This window comes from Pseudomonas neuropathica, assembly GCF_015461835.1.
In the GTDB taxonomy this organism is placed as follows: Bacteria; Pseudomonadota; Gammaproteobacteria; order Pseudomonadales; family Pseudomonadaceae; genus Aquipseudomonas; species Aquipseudomonas neuropathica.
The window spans coordinates 298984-316997 of sequence record NZ_JACOPX010000005.1 but is presented as its reverse complement, the minus strand read 5'-3'; the positions used below and the strand labels follow the sequence as shown (position 1 = coordinate 316997).

Annotated in this window: 16 protein-coding genes and 1 pseudogene; 11 read left to right on the top strand and 6 right to left on the bottom strand. The window is 60.6% G+C overall.

The window, feature by feature from the left end:
• Positions 1–135: 135 nt before the first annotated feature.
• The 6 genes from H8F23_RS09250 (at position 136) to H8F23_RS09225 (ending at position 6088) form a co-directional block, all read left to right on the top strand.
• On the top strand, positions 136–1791 hold the full coding sequence (locus H8F23_RS09250; protein WP_194934125.1) for an AMP-binding protein: 1656 nt from the start codon (positions 136–138) through the stop codon (positions 1789–1791).
• A 31-nt stretch (positions 1792–1822) separates the two neighbouring features.
• Positions 1823–2266, top strand: coding sequence for a hotdog fold thioesterase (locus H8F23_RS09245; RefSeq protein ID WP_042560476.1), 444 nt, complete (start codon positions 1823–1825; stop codon positions 2264–2266).
• A gap of 120 nt (positions 2267–2386) precedes the next feature.
• Positions 2387–3193 carry an alpha/beta fold hydrolase gene (locus H8F23_RS09240; RefSeq protein ID WP_194934123.1) on the top strand — a complete coding sequence of 269 codons (807 nt, stop codon included), beginning with the start codon at positions 2387–2389 and terminating at the stop codon, positions 3191–3193.
• Positions 3190–4044: an alpha/beta hydrolase gene (locus H8F23_RS09235; protein ID WP_194934122.1), complete on the top strand. Its 855-nt coding sequence runs from the start codon at positions 3190–3192 to the stop codon at positions 4042–4044. Before H8F23_RS09240 ends, H8F23_RS09235 begins: the two co-directional genes overlap by 4 nt.
• Positions 4045–4159: 115 nt before the next feature.
• On the top strand, positions 4160–4966 hold the full coding sequence (locus H8F23_RS09230; protein WP_194934121.1) for a DUF4892 domain-containing protein: 807 nt from the start codon (positions 4160–4162) through the stop codon (positions 4964–4966).
• Positions 4967–5035: 69 nt separating this feature from the next.
• Complete coding sequence (locus H8F23_RS09225) at positions 5036–6088, top strand: AI-2E family transporter (RefSeq protein ID WP_194934120.1); 1053 nt, start codon at positions 5036–5038, stop codon at positions 6086–6088.
• 689 nt (positions 6089–6777) lie between these two features.
• Here the strand turns inward: H8F23_RS09225 and xopAW are convergent.
• From xopAW to H8F23_RS09210, 3 genes are all read right to left on the bottom strand, one after another.
• Positions 6778–7635, bottom strand: coding sequence for a XopAW family type III secretion system calcium-binding effector (xopAW, locus tag H8F23_RS09220; protein ID WP_194934118.1), 858 nt, complete (start codon positions 7633–7635; stop codon positions 6778–6780).
• Positions 7636–7868: 233 nt separating this feature from the next.
• Positions 7869–8918 carry a sensor histidine kinase gene (locus tag H8F23_RS09215; protein WP_194934116.1) on the bottom strand — a complete coding sequence of 350 codons (1050 nt, stop codon included), beginning with the start codon at positions 8916–8918 and terminating at the stop codon, positions 7869–7871.
• Positions 8918–9667, bottom strand: a complete 750-nt coding sequence (locus H8F23_RS09210) for a response regulator (protein WP_016983639.1) — start codon at positions 9665–9667, stop codon at positions 8918–8920. Before H8F23_RS09210 ends, H8F23_RS09215 begins: the two co-directional genes overlap by 1 nt.
• A gap of 296 nt (positions 9668–9963) precedes the next feature.
• On the opposite strand from H8F23_RS09210, the gene pyrF reads away from it, so the two are divergent.
• On the top strand, positions 9964–10662 hold the full coding sequence (pyrF, locus tag H8F23_RS09205; protein WP_176471268.1) for an orotidine-5'-phosphate decarboxylase: 699 nt from the start codon (positions 9964–9966) through the stop codon (positions 10660–10662).
• Positions 10663–10787: 125 nt separating this feature from the next.
• Here the strand turns inward: pyrF and H8F23_RS09200 are convergent, their stop codons facing one another.
• Positions 10788–11792 (bottom strand): NADP-dependent oxidoreductase, encoded by a 1005-nt coding sequence (locus tag H8F23_RS09200; protein WP_194934115.1) that lies wholly within the window; start codon positions 11790–11792, stop codon positions 10788–10790.
• Entirely contained in the window at positions 11789–11926 is a 138-nt protein-coding gene (locus H8F23_RS09195; RefSeq protein ID WP_194934114.1) for a hypothetical protein, read from the bottom strand. Before H8F23_RS09195 ends, H8F23_RS09200 begins: the two co-directional genes overlap by 4 nt.
• A 103-nt stretch (positions 11927–12029) precedes the next feature.
• Here H8F23_RS09195 and H8F23_RS09190 point away from each other — a divergent pair, with 103 nt between their 5' ends.
• The 4 genes and pseudogenes from H8F23_RS09190 to H8F23_RS29270 all read left to right on the top strand — a co-directional run bounded on the left by H8F23_RS09190 (position 12030) and on the right by H8F23_RS29270 (position 16459).
• A complete protein-coding gene (locus tag H8F23_RS09190; protein ID WP_016983635.1) occupies positions 12030–12791 on the top strand; it encodes an SDR family oxidoreductase in 762 nt (253 codons plus the stop codon).
• Positions 12792–12981: 190 nt separating this feature from the next.
• On the top strand, positions 12982–14382 hold the full coding sequence (locus tag H8F23_RS09185; protein WP_194934112.1) for an aminotransferase-like domain-containing protein: 1401 nt from the start codon (positions 12982–12984) through the stop codon (positions 14380–14382).
• Positions 14276–15598: pseudogene (locus tag H8F23_RS29275) on the top strand (HAMP domain-containing protein); the annotation flags it as partial. The gene H8F23_RS09185 and the pseudogene H8F23_RS29275, both read left to right, overlap by 107 nt.
• Positions 15578–16459, top strand: coding sequence for a methyl-accepting chemotaxis protein (locus tag H8F23_RS29270; protein WP_407692555.1), 882 nt, complete (start codon positions 15578–15580; stop codon positions 16457–16459). The pseudogene H8F23_RS29275 and the gene H8F23_RS29270, both read left to right, overlap by 21 nt.
• A gap of 784 nt (positions 16460–17243) precedes the next feature.
• Here the strand turns inward: H8F23_RS29270 and H8F23_RS09175 are convergent.
• Positions 17244–18002, bottom strand: a complete 759-nt coding sequence (locus tag H8F23_RS09175; protein WP_176471267.1) for a hypothetical protein — start codon at positions 18000–18002, stop codon at positions 17244–17246.
• Between the last annotated feature and the right edge of the window lie 12 nt (positions 18003–18014).

Genomic DNA, 18014 nt, shown 5'->3' with positions numbered 1-18014 from the left:
ATACACCGCTATCGCGAGCAGGCTCACTCCTACAGGTACCGCGTACACCCTGAAATTATTTGTGTGAATTTTCCAACCAAGCACTTGCTTGGTTGACTACGCTTGCTCCAGACCCAAAAAACAGGAGCGAGTCGCATGTCTGCCGCCTTCCGTTTGCCGCTGGACGTGTTCTACGAACGTGAAGCCCGGCACCCGCGCCAGCGCTTCCTCGTGCAGCCCATTGGCGGCGGCCAGGTCGAGACGCTGAGCTGGGCGGATGTCGGCCATCAGGCCCGCTGCGCCGCGCATTGGTTGCGTGCGCGGGAATTGCCGCAGGGCAGCCATATCGCCCTGATCTCGAAAAACTGTGCGCACTGGATCATCGCCGATCTGGCGATCTGGATGGCCGGGCACGTTTCTGTTCCGCTGTATCCCAATCTCACCGCCGACTCCGTAGCGCAGGTGCTCAATCACTCGGAAAGCGTTCTCGCGTTCATTGGCAAACTCGACGACTGGCCGGGCATGTCCAAAGGCGTGCCGGCGGATCTGCCGACCATCAGCCTGCCGCTGCACCCGCCCGGGGATTTCAATTTCAGTTGGGCGGACTTGCAGCGCAGCTCGCCAATTCAGGACGATCCACGTCCGGCGGCCGAGCAATTGGCGACGATCATTTACACCTCCGGCACCACCGGCCTGCCCAAAGGCGTGATGCACAGTTTTGCCAATCTCGGTTTCGCCACGACACGCGGCACGCAACTGTTCGGGCTTAACGAGAACGATCGATTGCTCTCGTACTTGCCGCTGTGCCACGTCGCCGAGCGCATGTTCGTAGAACTGGCGTCGATCTACACCGGGCAGACGGTTTTCTTCGCCGAGAGCCTTGAGACCTTCATCACTGACCTGCAGCGAGCGCGGCCGACCGCGATGTTCGGCGTGCCACGCATCTGGACCAAATTCCAGATGGGCGTGTACAGCAAGATCCCGGCGAAACGTCTGGATTTTCTTCTCGGTCTGCCCTTCATTGGCAAGCGCGTTGGACACAAGGTACTGGCAGGCCTGGGGCTGGATGCTTTGCGCGTGGCGCTGTCCGGTGCCGCGCCGGTGCCGCAGACCTTGCTCGCCTGGTATCAGAAACTAGGCCTGGATGTGCTGGAGGTCTACGGCATGACCGAGAGTTGCGGCTACTCGCACATCTGCCTGCCGGGGCAATACAAGCAGGGCTGGATCGGCAAGCCGTGCCCGGATGTCGAAGTACGTATCGATGCGTCGGGCGAGGTGCAGGTGCGCAGTCAGGCGAACATGCTCGGCTATTTCAAGGAACCGCAGAAAACCTCTGAAACGTTGACCGAGGACGGTTTTCTGCGCACCGGTGACAAGGGCGAACAGGATGCTGAAGGGCGCCTGCGCCTGACTGGCCGACTCAAGGAGATCTTCAAGACCAGCAAGGGCAAATATGTTGCCCCGGCACCGATCGAAAATCGTCTGGCGGTGCATTCACGGATCGAACAGGTGTGCGTGGTCGGTGACGGTTTGAGTGCCCCGTTGGGTTTGTGCGTGTTGTCGACGGTCAATCAAGACGAGGGCCGGGCGAGCCTGCATTCGAGCCTTGAGAAACTGCTGGAAGAGGTCAACGCCGTACTCGACAAGCATGAACGCCTGCGTCGGTTGGTGGTGGTCAAGGACAGTTGGGCGGTGGAAAACGGCTTCCTGACGCCGACCCTGAAGATCAAACGCAACGTCATCGAAGACACCTATGGCGCGCGTTTCGAGGAATGGAGCGAGCGCAGCGAGGCGGTGCTGTGGCAGGATTGAGCGACCACTACAACAACAAAGGAAGTCTGCGATGAGCTTGTGGCGTACCACTCCGAACATCGAGCAGTTGAACGCAATCCAGAAGAACACGATCGGCGAAGTGCTGGACATCCGCTTCGAAGCGTTCGACGAAGAATCGCTGACCGCGAGCATGGTCATCGACCATCGTACCCATCAGCCCTACGGTTTGCTGCACGGCGGCGCCTCGGTGGTGCTGGCGGAAACCGTTGGTTCGATGGCCAGTTACCTTTGCATCGATGCCAGCAAGTTTTATTGCGTGGGGCTTGAGATCAACGCCAACCATTTGCGCGGTTTGCGCAGTGGACGGGTGACGGCGGTGGCGAAGCCGATTCATATCGGTCGCACCACCCATGTGTGGGACATTCGCTTGACCAGTGATGAAGGCAAGGCCAGTTGTGTGTCGCGGCTGACTATGGCTGTGGTGCCGCTGGGTGAGCAGCCGCCTGCGCGTTGATTACCGATTTGCCCATAGCTTTGACCTGACTGTCATCATTCCTGGCAGTTACGGTCATTGCTGTAAGGCGCGGTCTTACGGACAATCAACGCCACGTTTCCCGCTCATGGATTTACCCGCATGTCGCAACCGATCTTTTTCGCCCACGCCAACGGTTTCCCTTCGGGCACCTATGGCAAATTGTTCGCGGCGCTGGCGCCCGAGTACCGGGTCGCGCATCTGGAGCAGCATGCCCATGACCCGCGTTTTCCGGCGGATGACAACTGGTACAACCTCGTCGACGAGTTGATCCACCATTTGCAGCAGCAGGATCAGCCGGTGTGGGGCGTCGGCCATTCGTTCGGCGGCGTACTGCACTTGCACGCGGCGCTGCGTTGCCCTGAGCTGTATCGCGGCGTGGTGATGCTCGATTCGCCGGTGCTGACCCGCACCGATCAATGGGTGATTCGCGCGGCCAAGCGCTTTGGCTTCATCGACAGACTGACCCCGGCCGGCCGCACGTTGGGCCGGCGCGAGGAGTTCGCCGACCTCGACAGTGCGCGCAGCTATTTTGCTGGCAAGACACTGTTCCGTGGTTTCGATCCGGAATGCTTCGATGCCTACCTGCAACATGGTTTGCACCAGGTCGGTGACAAACTGCGCCTGCGCTTCGATCCGGCCACCGAGATCAGCATCTATCGCGGCGTGCCGCACACCAGCCCCGGACGCACCCGGCAATTACAGGTCCCGCTGGCGGTGGTGCGCGGGCACAAGAGCCGCGTGGTCATGCGTCATCACACCCGTTTCGTTTCGCGTCTGGCCCAGGGCGAGGCGCTGAGCATGCCTGGCGGCCACATGTTCCCGCTTGAGCGGCCACAGGACACCGCACGGTTGTTGAAGAATCTGTTTAGCCGTTGGGAAAACCGTCAGGACAAGGATTGCGCATGAGTCCGACCTTCGAAGAAGTGCGCCTGAGCCTGCCGCATATCGAGCTGGCCGCGCATTTGTTCGGCCCCGAGGACGGTCTGCCGGTGATTGCACTGCATGGCTGGCTCGACAATGCCAACAGCTTTGCCCGATTGGCGCCCAAACTCAAAGGCTTGCGCATCATTGCGTTGGACATGGCCGGGCACGGGCACTCCGGGCATCGGCCGAACGGCGCCGGCTATGCGCTGTGGGATTACGCCCATGACGTGCTGCAAGTCGCCGAACAACTGGGCTGGAAGCGTTTCGGCCTGCTCGGGCATTCGATGGGCGCTATCGTTTCCATGGTGCTGGCGGGTTCGCTGCCGGAACGCATCAGCCATCTGGCGCTGATCGACGGCGTCATTCCTCCTACAGACAAAGGCGAAAACGCCGCCGAGCGCATGGGCATGGCCCTGCAAGCGCAACTGGATCTGCGCGAGAAGCGCAAACCGGTTTACAACACCCTCGACCGTGCCATCGAAGCGCGCATGAAAGGTCTGGTGGCGGTCAGCCGTGAGGCGGCTGAATTGTTGGCCCAGCGCGGTCTGATGCCGGTGCCCGGCGGTTACACCTGGCGCACCGACAATCGCCTGACCCTGCCATCGCCGCTGCGTCTGACCCAGGAACAGGCAATGGCTTTCGCGCTGCGGGTCAGTTGTCCGGCGCAGCTGGTGGTCGCGGCTGACGGCATGCTCGCCAAACATCCGGAGCTGCTGGAGCGTCTACCCTTTAGCCGGGAACAGTTGGCGGGCGGGCACCATTTGCACCTGAACGATGAGGCCGGGGCGATCCTTGTCGCAGACTGTTTCAATCGGTTCTTCGCCATTCCTTGACTTGCTGCGGGCAACTGTCGAGGCTGGGCGGGTTGAAATGGGAGACAACCACGATGGATTTCTACACCGCTGCGACCTCGAATCATCCAGCATTGCCGATCCGATGAGCCTGACTATGCGGTCACTCAGTCTGTTGGCACTGTGCTGTTTCAGTACCGTTTCGTTCGCCGCCGATGTGCCGGGCAGTCAGGATCTGCAGATCGTGCCGCGTCTGGCTGATGCACAGATCGTCGACTACCGCCCGCCTGTGGCGCTTGAGCGGATCTATCCGCTGGGCTCGATCCGCAAGATCAGCGGGCAGCTGCGTTTCGACGGCCAGGTCACCGCCCGTGGCCAGACCACTTCGGTGACCTACGAGTTGCCCCCCGAACACTCCGCCACCGAAGCCTTTACTGCCGCTCGTGAAGCCCTGCAAAAGCTGGACGCCGAATTGCTGTTCTGGTGTCAGGCGCGTGATTGCGGTGAAAGCAGCCTGTGGGCCAACGAGGTGTTCGGCAACGCCAAGTTGTACGGTGCTGACGAACAGCAGGCGTATCTGTTGTTGAGGCTGGCCGCACCGCGTGACAACACGCTGGTGGCGCTTTACAGCATCACGCGCGGCAACCGCAAAGCCTATCTGCATGTCGAACAGTTCGAGGCGGCTGCACCGTTGGGTGAGCTGCTGCCGACCTCGGCGACCCTGTTACGGCAGTTGAAAAGCACCGGTGAACTGGATTTCCCTGATCGCGTGAATGATCCGGACGATACATGGCTACGCCTGATTTCCCGTGGCCTTAATCTCGATACGACGTTGCGTGTAACGGTGTCCGGGCCAAAAGCCGAGGCCTGGCGGCAGGCCCTGATCAATCAGGGCGTGCGGGCGGCACGCATGGAGACCGGCAGTGTCGAAGGCTCTGGCCTGCGCATCGATCTGTTGCGTTAAGCTGTTTCGGGCGAGCACGAACTGCGTGTTCGCCTACTCTTTGCCTGACTGACTTTTTCGAGACCTTACATGCTCAATAACGATCGCCTGCTGGTGCAGATCCTGCTGCTGGTGTTGTTTGGTGCCAGCCTGTGGGTGATGGCGCCGTTCTGGTCGGCCCTGTTCTGGGGCGCGGTGCTGGCGTTTGCCAGTTGGCCGCTGATGCGCCTGTTGACCCGCTGGCTCAATGGCCGGGAATCGCTGGCTGCGGCGATTCTGACGTTGGGCTGGATGTTGCTCGTGGCAGCGCCGCTGGTGTGGCTGGGGTTCAACCTGGCGGATCATGTGCGCGATGCCACGGCATTTATCAAGGATGTGCAGGTCGACGGTCTACCGGAGGCACCGGTGTGGCTGGGGACTCTGCCGTTTGTGGGCGAGCGTCTGGTCGGGCTTTGGAACAGCATTGATCAGCAGGGCGCCGCACTGATGGTGTCGATCAAGCCGTATCTGGGGCAGGTCGGTAACTGGCTGCTGGCGCGCAGTGCGCAGATTGGCGGCGGGATTCTCGAGCTGACGTTGAGCATTGTCTTTGTGTTCTTTTTCTATCGTGACGGGCCACGGTTGGCGGCTTTTGTGCACAGTTTGCTGGAGCGCTTGATCGGTGATCGCGCGGGCTATTACATCGAGCTGGTCGCCGGGACTGTGCAGCGCGTGGTCAACGGGGTGATCGGGACGGCAGCGGCGCAGGCGGTTCTGGCGTTGATCGGGTTTTTGATTGCCGGGGTGCCGGGGGCGTTGGTGCTCGGGATTGTCACCTTCCTGTTGAGTCTGATTCCGATGGGGCCGCCGTTGGTGTGGGTGCCGGCGACGGCTTGGCTGGCGTGGAAGGGTGAGTACGGGATGGCGGTGTTTCTCGGGATCTGGGGGACGTTTGTCATCAGTGGGGTGGATAACGTTCTCAAGCCGTATCTGATCAGTCGCGGGGGGAATTTGCCGTTGGTGATTGTGTTGCTTGGGGTGTTTGGCGGGTTGATTGCGTTTGGGTTTATCGGGTTGTTTATCGGGCCTACGTTGTTGGCGGTGGCTTATAGTTTGTTGACGGATTGGAGTAAGAGTCAGTCTCGGGTTGAAGAGCGGCGCTAGCAGTTTGGGTTTTGGGTTTGGGTGAATATCCGTTGCTGCGGTAACGGCTGCTTAGGGTTCCGCCCTTACGGCGGGTCACCTTTTCCAGACGCCGAAAAGGTAACCCAAAAGGCTTGCTCCTACGTGCGGCCCGCTCGCTGGGGCTCGGGGTTCCTTCGCTGCGGGATCGATCCGGGCGCAGCGCCTACGGTTTGCTTCGCTGCACCTCCTCTCGCTGTGTTTGGCTGCGCCAAACGGTCGCTGCGCTCCCACGCCCGGATCAATCCCTCCACTCAGCCTTCCGACGTCGCCTTACAGATCAAGAGCTGCAGCCGAGCTAACGCTCATCCTGTTGAGTGGTGAAGAGCATGCGGTCGGCTTTTGTTCGGTGTTGGATTCGCCCCTCACCCCAGCCCTCTCCCGAGGGAGAGGGAGCCGATTTTCGGGCTTTTCAAAATCTGAGTTCAACGCGGTAGCGCACGTCGGTGTAGCTCGTCCAAACACCTCAGATCAGTCCCCTCTCCCTCGGGGAGAGGGTTAGGGTGAGGGGCTTTTGATCTGTTTCAGAATCTGAGTTCGACTCGGTATTTCACGTCGGCGTAACTCGTCCAAACACCTCGATCAGTCCCCTCTCCCTACGGGCGGTCCGACGTTTCGGGAGGGCTAGGGTGAGGGGCTTTTGATTTTCCGCGGCAAATAATGTCGTCGACTCAAGTCGCCACATTCAAATACTTGCCAACCGACGCCGTTTTCTCCAGCGAATACTGCTTGCTCAAATTGGCAATCATGCGATTCAGGGCTTCTGTCGTGCTCTGGGTCGAGGCGGTCTGCTCTTCCTCTGGTCGTTCTCTCCCAGCCTGTAACGCCGCTTTCAGCTCGTCGCTGCTTACACCGCCGCTGCTGTCGCTATCGAGCACCTTGAGCAGCGCGGCACTGGTGTCAGTGCTGGTGGTTGAAGTCGCGCTGTCGCTGGCTTGCAGTGCGCTGCCGAGTTCTGTCGCGGTCACGCTGCCGTCGCCATCCGCATCAAGTTGGCTGAACAGTTCGTCGCTGTTGATGTGTGGCGGCGGTGGAGGTGGCGGGGTCAGGCTGGCGGTGAGTTCGTCCTGGCTGACGGTGCCGTCCTTGTTCTTGTCGAGGGCGGAGAAGATTTCGTTGCTGTCGGCAGTGCTGCCGGCACTGGTGAGGCCGCTGCTCAGTTCGTCGCTGCTGATGGCGCCGTCACCGTCGCTGTCGAGGGCGCTGATCAGGGCGTCGGCGAGGTCGGTGTCTGGGGCTTGATCGTGTGGCGGTGGCGGAGGGGGCGCCATGGCGGTCATTTCTTCGGCGCTGAGGCTGCCGCTGGCGTCGCTGTCCAGATCGCCGAACTGTTTGCTCAGGTTGACCAGCAGGCCGTCGTCGGATTTCTGTGACAGGGCGCTTTTCAGTTCGTCCTGATCCACCGCGCCGTCGCCGTTGCTGTCGAGTTTGGCGAACAGTTCTTTTTGCAGTTGCTGGCTGCGGGCGTTTTGCGTGGAGGTACTGCTGGTGCTGGTATAGCTCGTGTAGTTGCTGACGCTACCGATCATCGGGCTCACTCCCTGGAATGGAAAACCGGTGGGTGTACCGGCTTATGCAGCGTCGGGGCGCAAGTTGTCGGGAGTATGTGGGATTTGTACCGGTGGGTACACAGACTGAAATTTCACCTCCACCCCCCTGTAGGAGTGAGCCTGCTCGCGATAGCGGTGTGTCAGTCAAAGCAACTCTCACAGATAAACCGCTATCGCGAGCAGGCTCACTCCTACAAGGGGATGTGTGTTTCTCAGGTGCGCGGCAGGCGAATGATGGCGGTGAGGCCGCCGCCCGGTGTTTCGTCAAGATTGAGTTGGCCACCCAAACGCTGTGCCGCTTCGCGGGCAATCGTCATACCCAGCCCGACGCCGCCGGAGTTGCGATTGCGCGAGCCTTCCAAGCGATAAAACGGTTCAAACACCGCTTCACGCTTGTCCTCGGCAATCCCCGGACCGTGATCGATTACGCGGATCAGCAGTTGCTCGCGTTGATCCTGCAATTCGATGCGTGCCTGGCCGGCATAACGCAGCGCATTGTCCATGAGGTTGTTGAGGCACGAACGCAGCGCCATCGGCTGTACCGGCAACGGTGCGCAATGGCCGCTGACCTGTACGTCGGCGCCTTGATCCTGCGCGTTTTCGCACAGTGATTCGACCAGCGCCTGCACGTCCATCAACTGCAACGCTTCGCTGGTGCGCTGTTCGTGCAGGTAGGTGAGGGTGGCGTCGAGCATGCCGATCATGTCGTCGAGGTCCTGACGCATCTGGCCTTGCAGCTTTTCATCGCTGATGTTTTCCAGGCGCAGTTTCAGGCGTGACAACGGTGTGCGCAGATCATGGGAAACCGCGCCCAGCATCCGCGCGCGCTGCTGCACCTGTTCGCGAATGCGTTGCTGCATCAGGTTGAAGGTGTAGGCGGCTTGTCGCGATTCCCGCGGGCCGGACTCGTCGAGCGGCGGACTGTCGAGGTCTTCGCTGAGGCGTTCGGCGGCGTCGCTCAGGCGCTGGATCGGGCGACTGAGCAGTTTGGCGCCGTACCAGGCCGCGATCATCAGCGTGATGAATTGAAAGGTCAGCGGCACCACCGGGCCACCGAACCACGGACGCGGTGGCCGTGGCGGGTAGCGCGGATCATGTGCCATCGGTTGCCCTTCGGCGCCTTGAGAGAACTCCGGTGGCGGCGGGGGCGGCGGTGGCCCGTAGTGGTGGAACCAGGCGAACGCCAGCAGGTGCGCCAGGACAATCGCCACGAACAGCACGCCAAACAGGCGCCCGAACAGCGTGTCGAAGCGCGCCCGCATCAGCCGATGTCCCGCGCGTCGAACAGGTAACCCTCACCGCGCACGGTTTTGATCAACTGCGGGGCTTTCGGGTCGTCGCCGAGTTTCTGCCGCAGACGCGAGACCAGCAGGTCGATGCTGCGGTCGAAGGCTTCGATCGAGCGGCCACGGGCAGCATCGAGCAGTTGCTCGCGGCTGAGTACCCGACGCGGACGTTCGATAAACACCCACAGCAGGCGGAATTCGGCGTTGGACAGCGGCACCACCAGACCATCGTCGGCGATCAACTGGCGCAGGACGCTGTTCAGACGCCAGTTGTCGAAACGAATGTTCGCCCGCTGTTCGGTTCGATCGTCGCGCACCCGGCGCAGAATGGTCTGAATGCGCGCGACCAGTTCGCGTGGCTCGAACGGTTTGGCCATATAGTCGTCGGCGCCCAGTTCCAGGCCGATGATGCGGTCGGTCGGTTCGCAACGGGCGGTGAGCATCAGGATCGGGATGTCCGATTCGGCGCGCAGCCAGCGGCACAGCGACAAGCCGTCTTCGCCGGGCAGCATCAGGTCCAGCACGACAACATCGAAATGCTCGGCGAGCAGCGCCTGACGCATCGCCGCGCCGTCGGTGACGCCGCTGGCGTGGATATTGAAGCGGGCGAGGTAGTCAATCATCAGCTCGCGGATCGGCACGTCATCGTCGACGATCAGCGCGCGAATGCTCCAGCGTTTGTCGTCTTTAGGCTCGTCCGTCGCGGTCATTTGGGTGTTGTGCATGAGGCTGTTCATCTGCCAGTAGGCCGCCAACCACAAAAAATGGGCTGCGAGGTGGTGGTTTCAGCATAGGCGTCCGGCGGTGAGGCGGGAAGTGCTGATGTAAGGACGTGTTGCGGCTGGCGAGGCTAGCGTGGGCGCTTGTTGCTGGCGTGTCGGCTGTGTATCGGAGTCGACACAATAGCAGCGAGCGCTATGCTGATCACGGCCGAGGCGACGATTTACCGATCATCGGGTGCCGCGCCGCCGCCGGTTCCGCTACAATGCGCGCCGATTTCGACCTGCCTGAGAGCCCATTCATGTCCGCCTGCCAGACTCCTATCATCGTCGCCCTGGATTTCCCTACCCGTGACGCCGCACTGAAGCTGGCCGACCAGTTGGACCCGAAACTGTGCCGGGTCAAAGTGGGCAAGGAACTGTTCACCAGTTGCGCCGCAGAAATTGTCGGCACCCTGCGTGACAAGGGTTTCGAAGTATTTCTCGACCTGAAATTCCACGACATTCCCAACACCACCGCGATGGCCGTGAAAGCCGCTGCCGAGATGGGCGTGTGGATGGTCAACGTGCATTGCTCCGGTGGCATGCGCATGATGGCCGCTTGCCGTGAAGAGCTGGATAAACGCAGCGGCCCGCAGCCGTTGCTGATTGGCGTGACTGTGCTGACCTCGATGGAGCGTGAAGACCTGGCCGGTATCGGTCTGGATATCGAGCCACAAGAGCAAGTGCTGCGTCTGGCCGCGCTGGCCGAAAAGGCTGGCATGGACGGTCTGGTGTGCTCGGCGCTGGAAGCCTCGGCACTGAAAACTGCGCACCCTTCGCTGCAACTGGTGACCCCGGGAATTCGTCCGGCGGGCAGCGCGCAGGACGATCAGCGCCGCATTCTGACTCCGCGTCAGGCGCTGGATGCCGGTTCCGATTATCTGGTGATTGGCCGTCCGATCAGCCAGGCGGCGGATCCGGCCAAGGCATTGGCTTCGGTCGTAGCCGAAATCGCCTGATCAGGCACCGCATAACCCCGTAGGAGTGAGCCTGCTCGCGATAGCGGTGTGTCAAACAAAGTTAATGTTGACTGACACACCGCTATCGCGAGCAGGCTCACTCCTACATTTGTTTTGAAGTGGTTTTAGATTTTCAACACCAACTTGCCGAAGTTCTCACCGCTGAACAATTTCATCAGCGTTTCCGGAAAGGTCTCCAGCCCTTCGACGATATCTTCCTTGCTCTTGAGCTGCCCCTTGGCCATCCAGCCGGCCATTTCCTGCGCAGCGCTGGCGTATTGCGCCGCGTAATCCATCACCACAAAACCTTCCATCCGCGCACGGTTGACCAGCAGCGACAGGTAGTTGGCCGGCCCCTTGACCGCTTCCTTGTTGTTGTACTGGCTGATCGCGCCGCAGATAACCACCCGCGCCTTCATGTTCAAACGGCTCAACACCGCATCGAGGATGTCGCCGCCAACGTTATCGAAATACACATCGACGCCTTTCGGGCATTCGCGTTTAAGCCCTGCCACGACATCTTCGGACTTGTAGTCGATGGCACCGTCAAAACCCAACTCATCAATAAGGAATTTGCACTTGTCGGCGCCGCCGGCAATGCCAACCACGCGGCAGCCTTTGAGCTTGGCAATCTGCCCGGCGATGCTGCCCACTGCACCCGCTGCACCGGACAACACCACGGTGTCGCCGGCCTTCGGTGCGCCGACATCCAGCAGGGCGAAGTAGGCGGTCATGCCGGTCATGCCCAGCGCTGACAGGTACACCGGCAGCGGCGCCAGTTTCGGATCGACTTTGTAGAAACCTCTTGGCTCGCCGAGGAAATAATCCTGCACGCCAATGGCGCCGTTGACGTAGTCCCCGACCGCAAAGCCAGGGTTGTTCGAAGCAATGACTTTGCCTACGCCCAGCGCGCGCATGACTTCACCGATACCGACCGGCGGGATGTAGGACTTGCCCTCGTTCATCCAGCCACGCATCGCCGGATCGAGGGACAGGTATTCGTTCTTGACCAGAATCTGGCCCGCCGCCGGTTCGCCGACCGGTACTTCCTGATAGGTGAAGGTCTCGCGGGTAGCCGCACCCACCGGGCGTTTGGCGAGCAGGAACTGACGATTGGTGTGGTTGGTCATGGCAGGCACTCGAACGGAATGAAGCCTTGTTGATAGACCCTCGACGGTATTGGCGCAAGGTTGGCTGATGCGGCGAATGCACGCCGATCCAGTGCAGTGATGATCACCTGGCCGGTTTTATCACTGCGACGCATGGGCACATAAACAGCCATTGGATAGTGCTGACGCTCGGCAGACCTCAATAGCTATGCTGCCACTCCACACATCCCCTGCATCTATCCCTTCGAGGACATAACAATGAGCATGACGTTTTCCGGTCAGGTTGCTGTAGTCACTGGCGCGGCCAACGGCATTGGCCGTGCGACCGCCCAGGCGTTCGCCGCCGAAGGCCTGAAAGTGGTGGTCGCCGATCTGGACGCGGCAGGGGGCGAGGGCACAGTGGCGCTGATTCGTACAGCCGGCGGCGAAGCGACTTTCGTGCGCTGCAACGTGACCGTCGAAAGCGAAGTGAAGAATCTGATGGACGAGGTCATCAACACTTACGGCCGTCTCGACTACGCCTTCAACAATGCCGGCATCGAAATCGAAAAAGGCAAACTGGCCGACGGCTCGATGGATGAGTTCGACGCGATCATGGGCGTCAACGTCAAAGGCGTCTGGCTGTGCATGAAGTATCAGCTGCCGCTGTTGCTGGCGCAGGGCGGCGGGGCGATCGTCAACACCGCCTCGGTAGCGGGACTGGGCGCGGCGCCGAAGATGAGCATCTACGCGGCGTCGAAGCACGCGGTGATCGGTCTGACCAAATCGGCGGCCATCGAATACGCGAAGAAGAAAATCCGTGTCAACGCTGTGTGTCCGGCGGTGATCGATACCGACATGTTCCGCCGTGCTTACGAGGCCGACCCGAAGAAGGGTGAGTTCGCCAACGCCATGCACCCGGTCGGGCGCATCGGCAAAGTCGAGGAAATCGCCAGTGCCGTGTTGTACCTGTGCAGCGACGGTGCGGCATTCACCACCGGCCACTCGCTGGCAGTGGATGGCGGCGTCACCGCTTTCTGAATCACGCCCAAGAACAACAGCCCGCATTCGTTGCTGGCTTTTTTGTGGGCAGCGGTCAGTTCCGTGAAGCCTCTTAAACAATGTGTATCAAACGGTTAGAACGGTCGCTTTTGGCGGCGTTGTCGCACAGCCTGTCCGGCGCGGCTGTGATTTACTGCCGCCAGCAAAACGGACAGGAGTTTGCTTGCTCATGGAATTGAGAATTGATCGACAGGCAATGGTGCCGGTCGTGCAGCAGATTGTTGACGGACTGACCGAGTGGATCCTGCAAAGTGGCGTACCGCCGGCCACCCGTTTGCCGTCCGTGCGGCAAATCGCCCGGGGCAATCTGCTCAGCCAGTCGTGTGTGGTCGAGGCGTGTGAGCGGCTGGTATCGCAGGGTGTTCTGAGTTCATGCCAGGGCACCGGGTTCATTGTCGCCGCCTCGCCCTCGGTAACAGGCGCAGAAGATGAGCTGGCACCATTCGAGGGCCGGTTCGCCTGGTGCGATGCCGTGTGCGAGGCCGCGGGAGGCTTGAAACTTGGCGCGGGCGGACTGCCGCATAGCTGGCGTGAACCTGACGACCTCAGTTATGCCCTGCGCGAGGTGGCTCGCACCGACATGGCCAGCCTGTTCAACTACAGCACGCCCTTGGGGCTTCCAGCGTTGCGCGAGCAAATCGCCAAGCGCCTGAAACTGTTCGGAATCGAGGCTCGCAGTGCGCAGTTGCTGAGTACCTGCGGCGCCAGCCATGCGCTTGATCTGATCGTGCGAACGTTGTTCAAGGCCGGAGACTGCGTGGTGGTCGAGACGCCCGGTTACGCGCCGTTGTTCGATCTCCTGCGGATGCACGGCGTGCGCATGCTCGAGGTGCGTCGTACCCCGAACGGGCCGGATATCGAAGCGCTGGAAGCGTTGCTGCAACAGTTTCGCCCCGGCGCGTTATTCATCAACAGCCATCATCACAACCCCACAGGCAGTTGCCTGTCGCCGAGCGTAGCGCAACGCATCCTGCAACTGAGCAAGACCTACGATTTGCGCGTGATCGAAGACGATGTCTACGCAGACTTGCACACCGGCAACGGCACGCGCCTGGCGGCTCTGGATGATGAGGGGCGAGTCATTTACGTGGGCAGTTTTTCCAAGACGCTGAGCAGCTCGTTGCGGGTCGGTTTCGTTTTTGCCGACAGCGACATGGTCAGACGGCTGGCGCAGGTCAAGATGATCAGCGGTCTGGGGGCGTCAAGGTTTACCGAAGCCGTGCTGGCCAGCCTGATGGTCAGCGGCGCTTACCGCAAACTGGTGCAGCGCCAGCGTCAACGCCTGAATGCCGATCGCGCGGCTGCATTGCAGGCGCTGGAGGACGCCGACTGGGAGGTTTTCGGCAAGCCTGCGGGTGGCTTGTTCATCTGGGCGCGCTCGCGCATGACCGATCAGATTCGGCTGCGTCGGCAGGCTCAACGTTGCGGCGTGTTGCTGTCAGCGCCTGATGCATTCAGTCCCCATGGCGAGTCGGGCGATTGGCTGCGCATCAACGTCGCCTACGCTTGTGATCCACGCGCCCGGCAGTTTTTTCGCTACACCGGTTCGGATCGACCTCAAGTGTTCTGAAAACGACGCAGGCGTAGCTTTTTGCCATTATTCCGACGCCAGAGACTTGTGCTGCTTCATGGCCGTTGCGACTCTTCGCTCTACTGACAATGGCAGGGGACTACGCGCAATGATTTCGGCCATGCAAGGACGTTTTGCCAACCTCGGTATGGCGAAAAAACTGGGTATCGGGTTTGTGCTGGTTTTGCTTCTGACGGCGCTGGTGGCGGCCATCGGCGTCTGGTCCCTGCAAACCATCAGTCAGCGTTTCGACGGGCTGAAACAGATGTCTTCGCTCAACAGTGGCTTGCTCAAGGTGCGCCTGCTCGAGCAGGAATATGCCTTGCGGGGCGATCCGAAGACGGCCGATGCTCTGCGTAAGGGCGTCGACGAACTGGTTGCTCTGGCTGATCAGCTCAAAGCGCAGTCGGCGGCGAATGTGCCGGTCATGAATGATGTGCAGCAGTCGCTGGGCGCTTATCGTAAGGCGTTCGACGAGTTTGTGTCGTTGACCCAGGCCAAGGACCTGGCGCTGGAAATGGCCAGTTGGTCGGTGTCCAGTGTGGCCAATAACCTTGACGTATTGCAGGCCGGACTTGCCGACGACGGTGCTTATACCTTGAAGGACACCGAGGGTAAGGATGGCGCACAGTTCATCGAGCAGGCCAGTCAGGTCAGCCAGGTTTCGCGGTTGATGCTGCAAGCGATGAACGAAGCGCGGATTCGTCTCGATCAAAGCCGCAAGGGCGATGCCGACAGTGCTGGCAAGGGCAATATCGAACAGGCCGCACAAGCGCAGGCGCAGGCCGAAGAATTGAAAACCACGGTCAAGGACGAGGGCTATCTGACCGTGCTCAATGAAGTGTCCGGGCACATCGCCGGTTTCAACGACAAACTGGCCGAGTACACCGGGTTGCTCGCGCAGGAAAAAACCGTCTACGAGCAATTGCACCAGCGTGCCAACGAAGTGGTCGAGCGGGTGAATCAGGCGTATGTCGCTGAAGACGGCGCGATGCAGGCAGAACTGAAGAAAAACTCGCTGCTGATCATCGGCTCATCGGCGCTGGCATTGCTCGTGGGATTACTCGCTGCGTGGCTGATCACCCGACTTATCGTCGCGCCATTGCGCAGTGTGATTCAGGTCGCGCAGCAGATTGCCGCCGGTGACTTGAGTGCGACCGTGGCAGTGACCCGTCGCGACGAAATCGGCCAGTTGATGCTGGCGATGCAACAGATGGGCGCGGGTCTGAGCACCATCGTCAGTGGTTTGCAGGCGGGGATCGAGCAACTGGCCAGTTCGGCGCAATCGTTGTCGGCAGTCACTGAGCAGACCAACCTTGAGGTCAGCAGCCAGAAGGAAGAAACCGAGCAGGTTGCCACGGCGATGAACCAGATGACCGCCACCGTTCACGACGTTGCACGCAACGCCGAAGAAGCGGCGCTGGCCGCGCAGACGGCGGAAGACAAGGTCGAGAGCGGGCAGCAGGTGGTGCGCCAGAGCATGGCGCGCATTGAGCAATTGGCTGACTCGGCGACGTCGGCCAGTTCGAGCATCGAAAGCCTTAGTGCGGAAATCCAGAATATCGGTACGGTGCTCGGGGTGATCAAGAGTGTTGCCGAACAGACCAATCTATTGGCGCTGAATGCGGCGATCGAGGCTGCGCGGGCTGGGGAGCAGGGCAGGGGCTTTGCGGTGGTGGCTGATGAGGTGCGCGCGCTGGCTCGGCGCACGCAGCAATCGACTGAGGAGATTGAACGGCTGGTCAGTGCTTTGCGCTTGGCGGCGCATTCCTCGGTGCAGCAGATTCAGAGCAGCGGCGAGCTGGTGAAGCTGGCGGTCAGTGATGCGTTGCAGACTGAGAGTGCGCTGGGGAGTATTGCGGCGGCGGTGTCGTTGATTCAGCAGATGAATCAGCAGATTGCGGCGGCGGCCGAGGAGCAGAGTTCGGTGGCGGAGGAGATCAATCGCAGTGTGACGAGTATTCGTGCGAGTGCGGATCAGTCGTCGATTGCGATGCGTGGGAATGCGGCTTCGAGTGTTGAGCTGGCGCAGTTGGGGAGTGAGTTGCGCGGGATGGTTGGGCATTTTCGGCTTTGACGCTTTGACGCTTTGACGCTTTGACGCTTTGACGCTTTGACGCTTTGACGCTTGGCGGCCTTTGGGCCGACCATGCTCTTGGGGTTTTGGGTGTATATCCGTTGCTTCGGGTGTTGCTGATTAGGGTTCCGCCCTTACGTCGGGTCACTTTTTCCAGACGCCGAAAAAGTAACCAAAAAGGCTTGCTCCTACGTGCGGCCCGCTCGCTGGGGCTCGGGGTTCCTTCGCTGCGGGATCGATCCGGGCGCAGCGCCTACGGTTTGCTTCGCTGCACCTCCTCTCGCTGTGTTTGGCTGCGCCAAACGGTCGCTGCGCTCCCGCGCCCGGATCAATCCCTCCACTCAGCCTTCCGACGTCGCCCTGCAGATCAAGAGCTGCAGCCGAGCTAACGCTCATCCTGTTGAGTGGTGAGAAGCTGATGCGGTTGCGAGGTGGGCGTTGCTTTTGCTTTTCTGTGGGAGCGAGCTTGCTCGCGAAGGCGGCCTGACAGCCGACCAACCTCTATCGGATGTACTCAGCCCCAATGTAGGAGTGAGCCTGCTCGCGATGGCGGCCTGACAGCCGACCAACCTCTGTCAGATGTACTCAGCCCCCCTTGTAGGAGTAAGCCTGCTCGCGATGGCGGCCTGACAGCCGACCAACCTCTGTCAGATGTACTCAGCCCCCTTGTGGGAGCGAGCCTGCTCGCGAAAGCGGCCTCACATTCACCGGTTTTCTATCAGGTTCACTCCCGCGAGCCCACAAAAAAGCCACCTTTCGGTGGCTTCTCTTCCAGCATCTGCAATCAGTCGTAAATCACTTTCTTCTTCCAGTCCGCGTCTGCCTCTACATCTTTGAGGCCGGCGGTCAGTTGGTTTTCTTCACCTTCAACCGGTGCAATCTTGTCCATGACCTGGGCGTTCGCGCGGGCCAGGAGTTTTTCCAGGTATTGCAGTTGTTCTGCGTACATCTGCGGATCCTGCTGTTTGCGCAGGTATTGCACGCCGCGTTCGAAGGCGAGGCGGGCCTGGCCGGGCTGGTTTTGTTGCAGGGACTGTTGGCCGAGGTTGTTGAAGAATTCGATGTGCAGCAACACCAGAATGTGGCGGACTTCGCGGATCCAGTGCTTGGCTTCATTCGGTGGCAGGAAACCATCGTGAGCGGCGCGGGTGATCTGGCCGTGGAGGGCTTCGAGCAGGAAGCGCACGTCTTTGGCTTTGGCTTCGGTCAGGATCGGTGCCGGTGGGTTGTTGACCGGGATCGATTCGCCTTGGGCGACCAGGGCGCTCAGTTCGGTGATGCGTGCTTTGGTGGTGGCGCTGGTTTTTTCCAGGTTCAGCAGGCGCTGGCAGACGTTCAGTTCCAGGCGGGTCAGCAGCAGCTTGAGCGCCGGGGTCATGAACTGGCCGGGGAAGGTTTCGGTCAGTTCGCCGCAACGGCGCAGGCGGTCGTTGAGTTCGACCTTGGTGCGGGCCTTCTCCAGTTTGTTGTTTTCCACCACATGGTTCATGTAGCCAATGGCGATCAGAATTGCGATCCCGGCTACAACTAGCAGGGTGATCATGAGTGGTGTCAC

What these genes read in the sequence shown, in the direction of transcription:
- H8F23_RS09195 (WP_194934114.1), bottom strand. Translation starts at nt 11,926, where the DNA reads ATGCGTCGCAGTGATAAAACCGGCCAGGTGATCATCACTGCACTGGAT.
- pyrF (WP_176471268.1), top strand. Translation starts at nt 9,964, where the DNA reads ATGTCCGCCTGCCAGACTCCTATCATCGTCGCCCTGGATTTCCCTACC.
- xopAW (WP_194934118.1), bottom strand. Translation starts at nt 7,635, where the DNA reads ATGATCGGTAGCGTCAGCAACTACACGAGCTATACCAGCACCAGCAGT.
- H8F23_RS09190 (WP_016983635.1), top strand. Translation starts at nt 12,030, where the DNA reads ATGAGCATGACGTTTTCCGGTCAGGTTGCTGTAGTCACTGGCGCGGCC.
- H8F23_RS09185 (WP_194934112.1), top strand. Translation starts at nt 12,982, where the DNA reads ATGGAATTGAGAATTGATCGACAGGCAATGGTGCCGGTCGTGCAGCAG.
- H8F23_RS09240 (WP_194934123.1), top strand. Translation starts at nt 2,387, where the DNA reads ATGTCGCAACCGATCTTTTTCGCCCACGCCAACGGTTTCCCTTCGGGC.
- H8F23_RS29270 (WP_407692555.1), top strand. Translation starts at nt 15,578, where the DNA reads ATGCTGGCGATGCAACAGATGGGCGCGGGTCTGAGCACCATCGTCAGT.
- H8F23_RS09215 (WP_194934116.1), bottom strand. Translation starts at nt 8,918, where the DNA reads ATGCGGGCGCGCTTCGACACGCTGTTCGGGCGCCTGTTTGGCGTGCTG.
- H8F23_RS09175 (WP_176471267.1), bottom strand. Translation starts at nt 18,002, where the DNA reads ATGATCACCCTGCTAGTTGTAGCCGGGATCGCAATTCTGATCGCCATT.
- H8F23_RS09235 (WP_194934122.1), top strand. Translation starts at nt 3,190, where the DNA reads ATGAGTCCGACCTTCGAAGAAGTGCGCCTGAGCCTGCCGCATATCGAG.
- H8F23_RS09245 (WP_042560476.1), top strand. Translation starts at nt 1,823, where the DNA reads ATGAGCTTGTGGCGTACCACTCCGAACATCGAGCAGTTGAACGCAATC.
- H8F23_RS09200 (WP_194934115.1), bottom strand. Translation starts at nt 11,792, where the DNA reads ATGACCAACCACACCAATCGTCAGTTCCTGCTCGCCAAACGCCCGGTG.
- H8F23_RS09230 (WP_194934121.1), top strand. Translation starts at nt 4,160, where the DNA reads ATGCGGTCACTCAGTCTGTTGGCACTGTGCTGTTTCAGTACCGTTTCG.
- H8F23_RS09210 (WP_016983639.1), bottom strand. Translation starts at nt 9,667, where the DNA reads ATGCACAACACCCAAATGACCGCGACGGACGAGCCTAAAGACGACAAA.
- H8F23_RS09250 (WP_194934125.1), top strand. Translation starts at nt 136, where the DNA reads ATGTCTGCCGCCTTCCGTTTGCCGCTGGACGTGTTCTACGAACGTGAA.
- H8F23_RS09225 (WP_194934120.1), top strand. Translation starts at nt 5,036, where the DNA reads ATGCTCAATAACGATCGCCTGCTGGTGCAGATCCTGCTGCTGGTGTTG.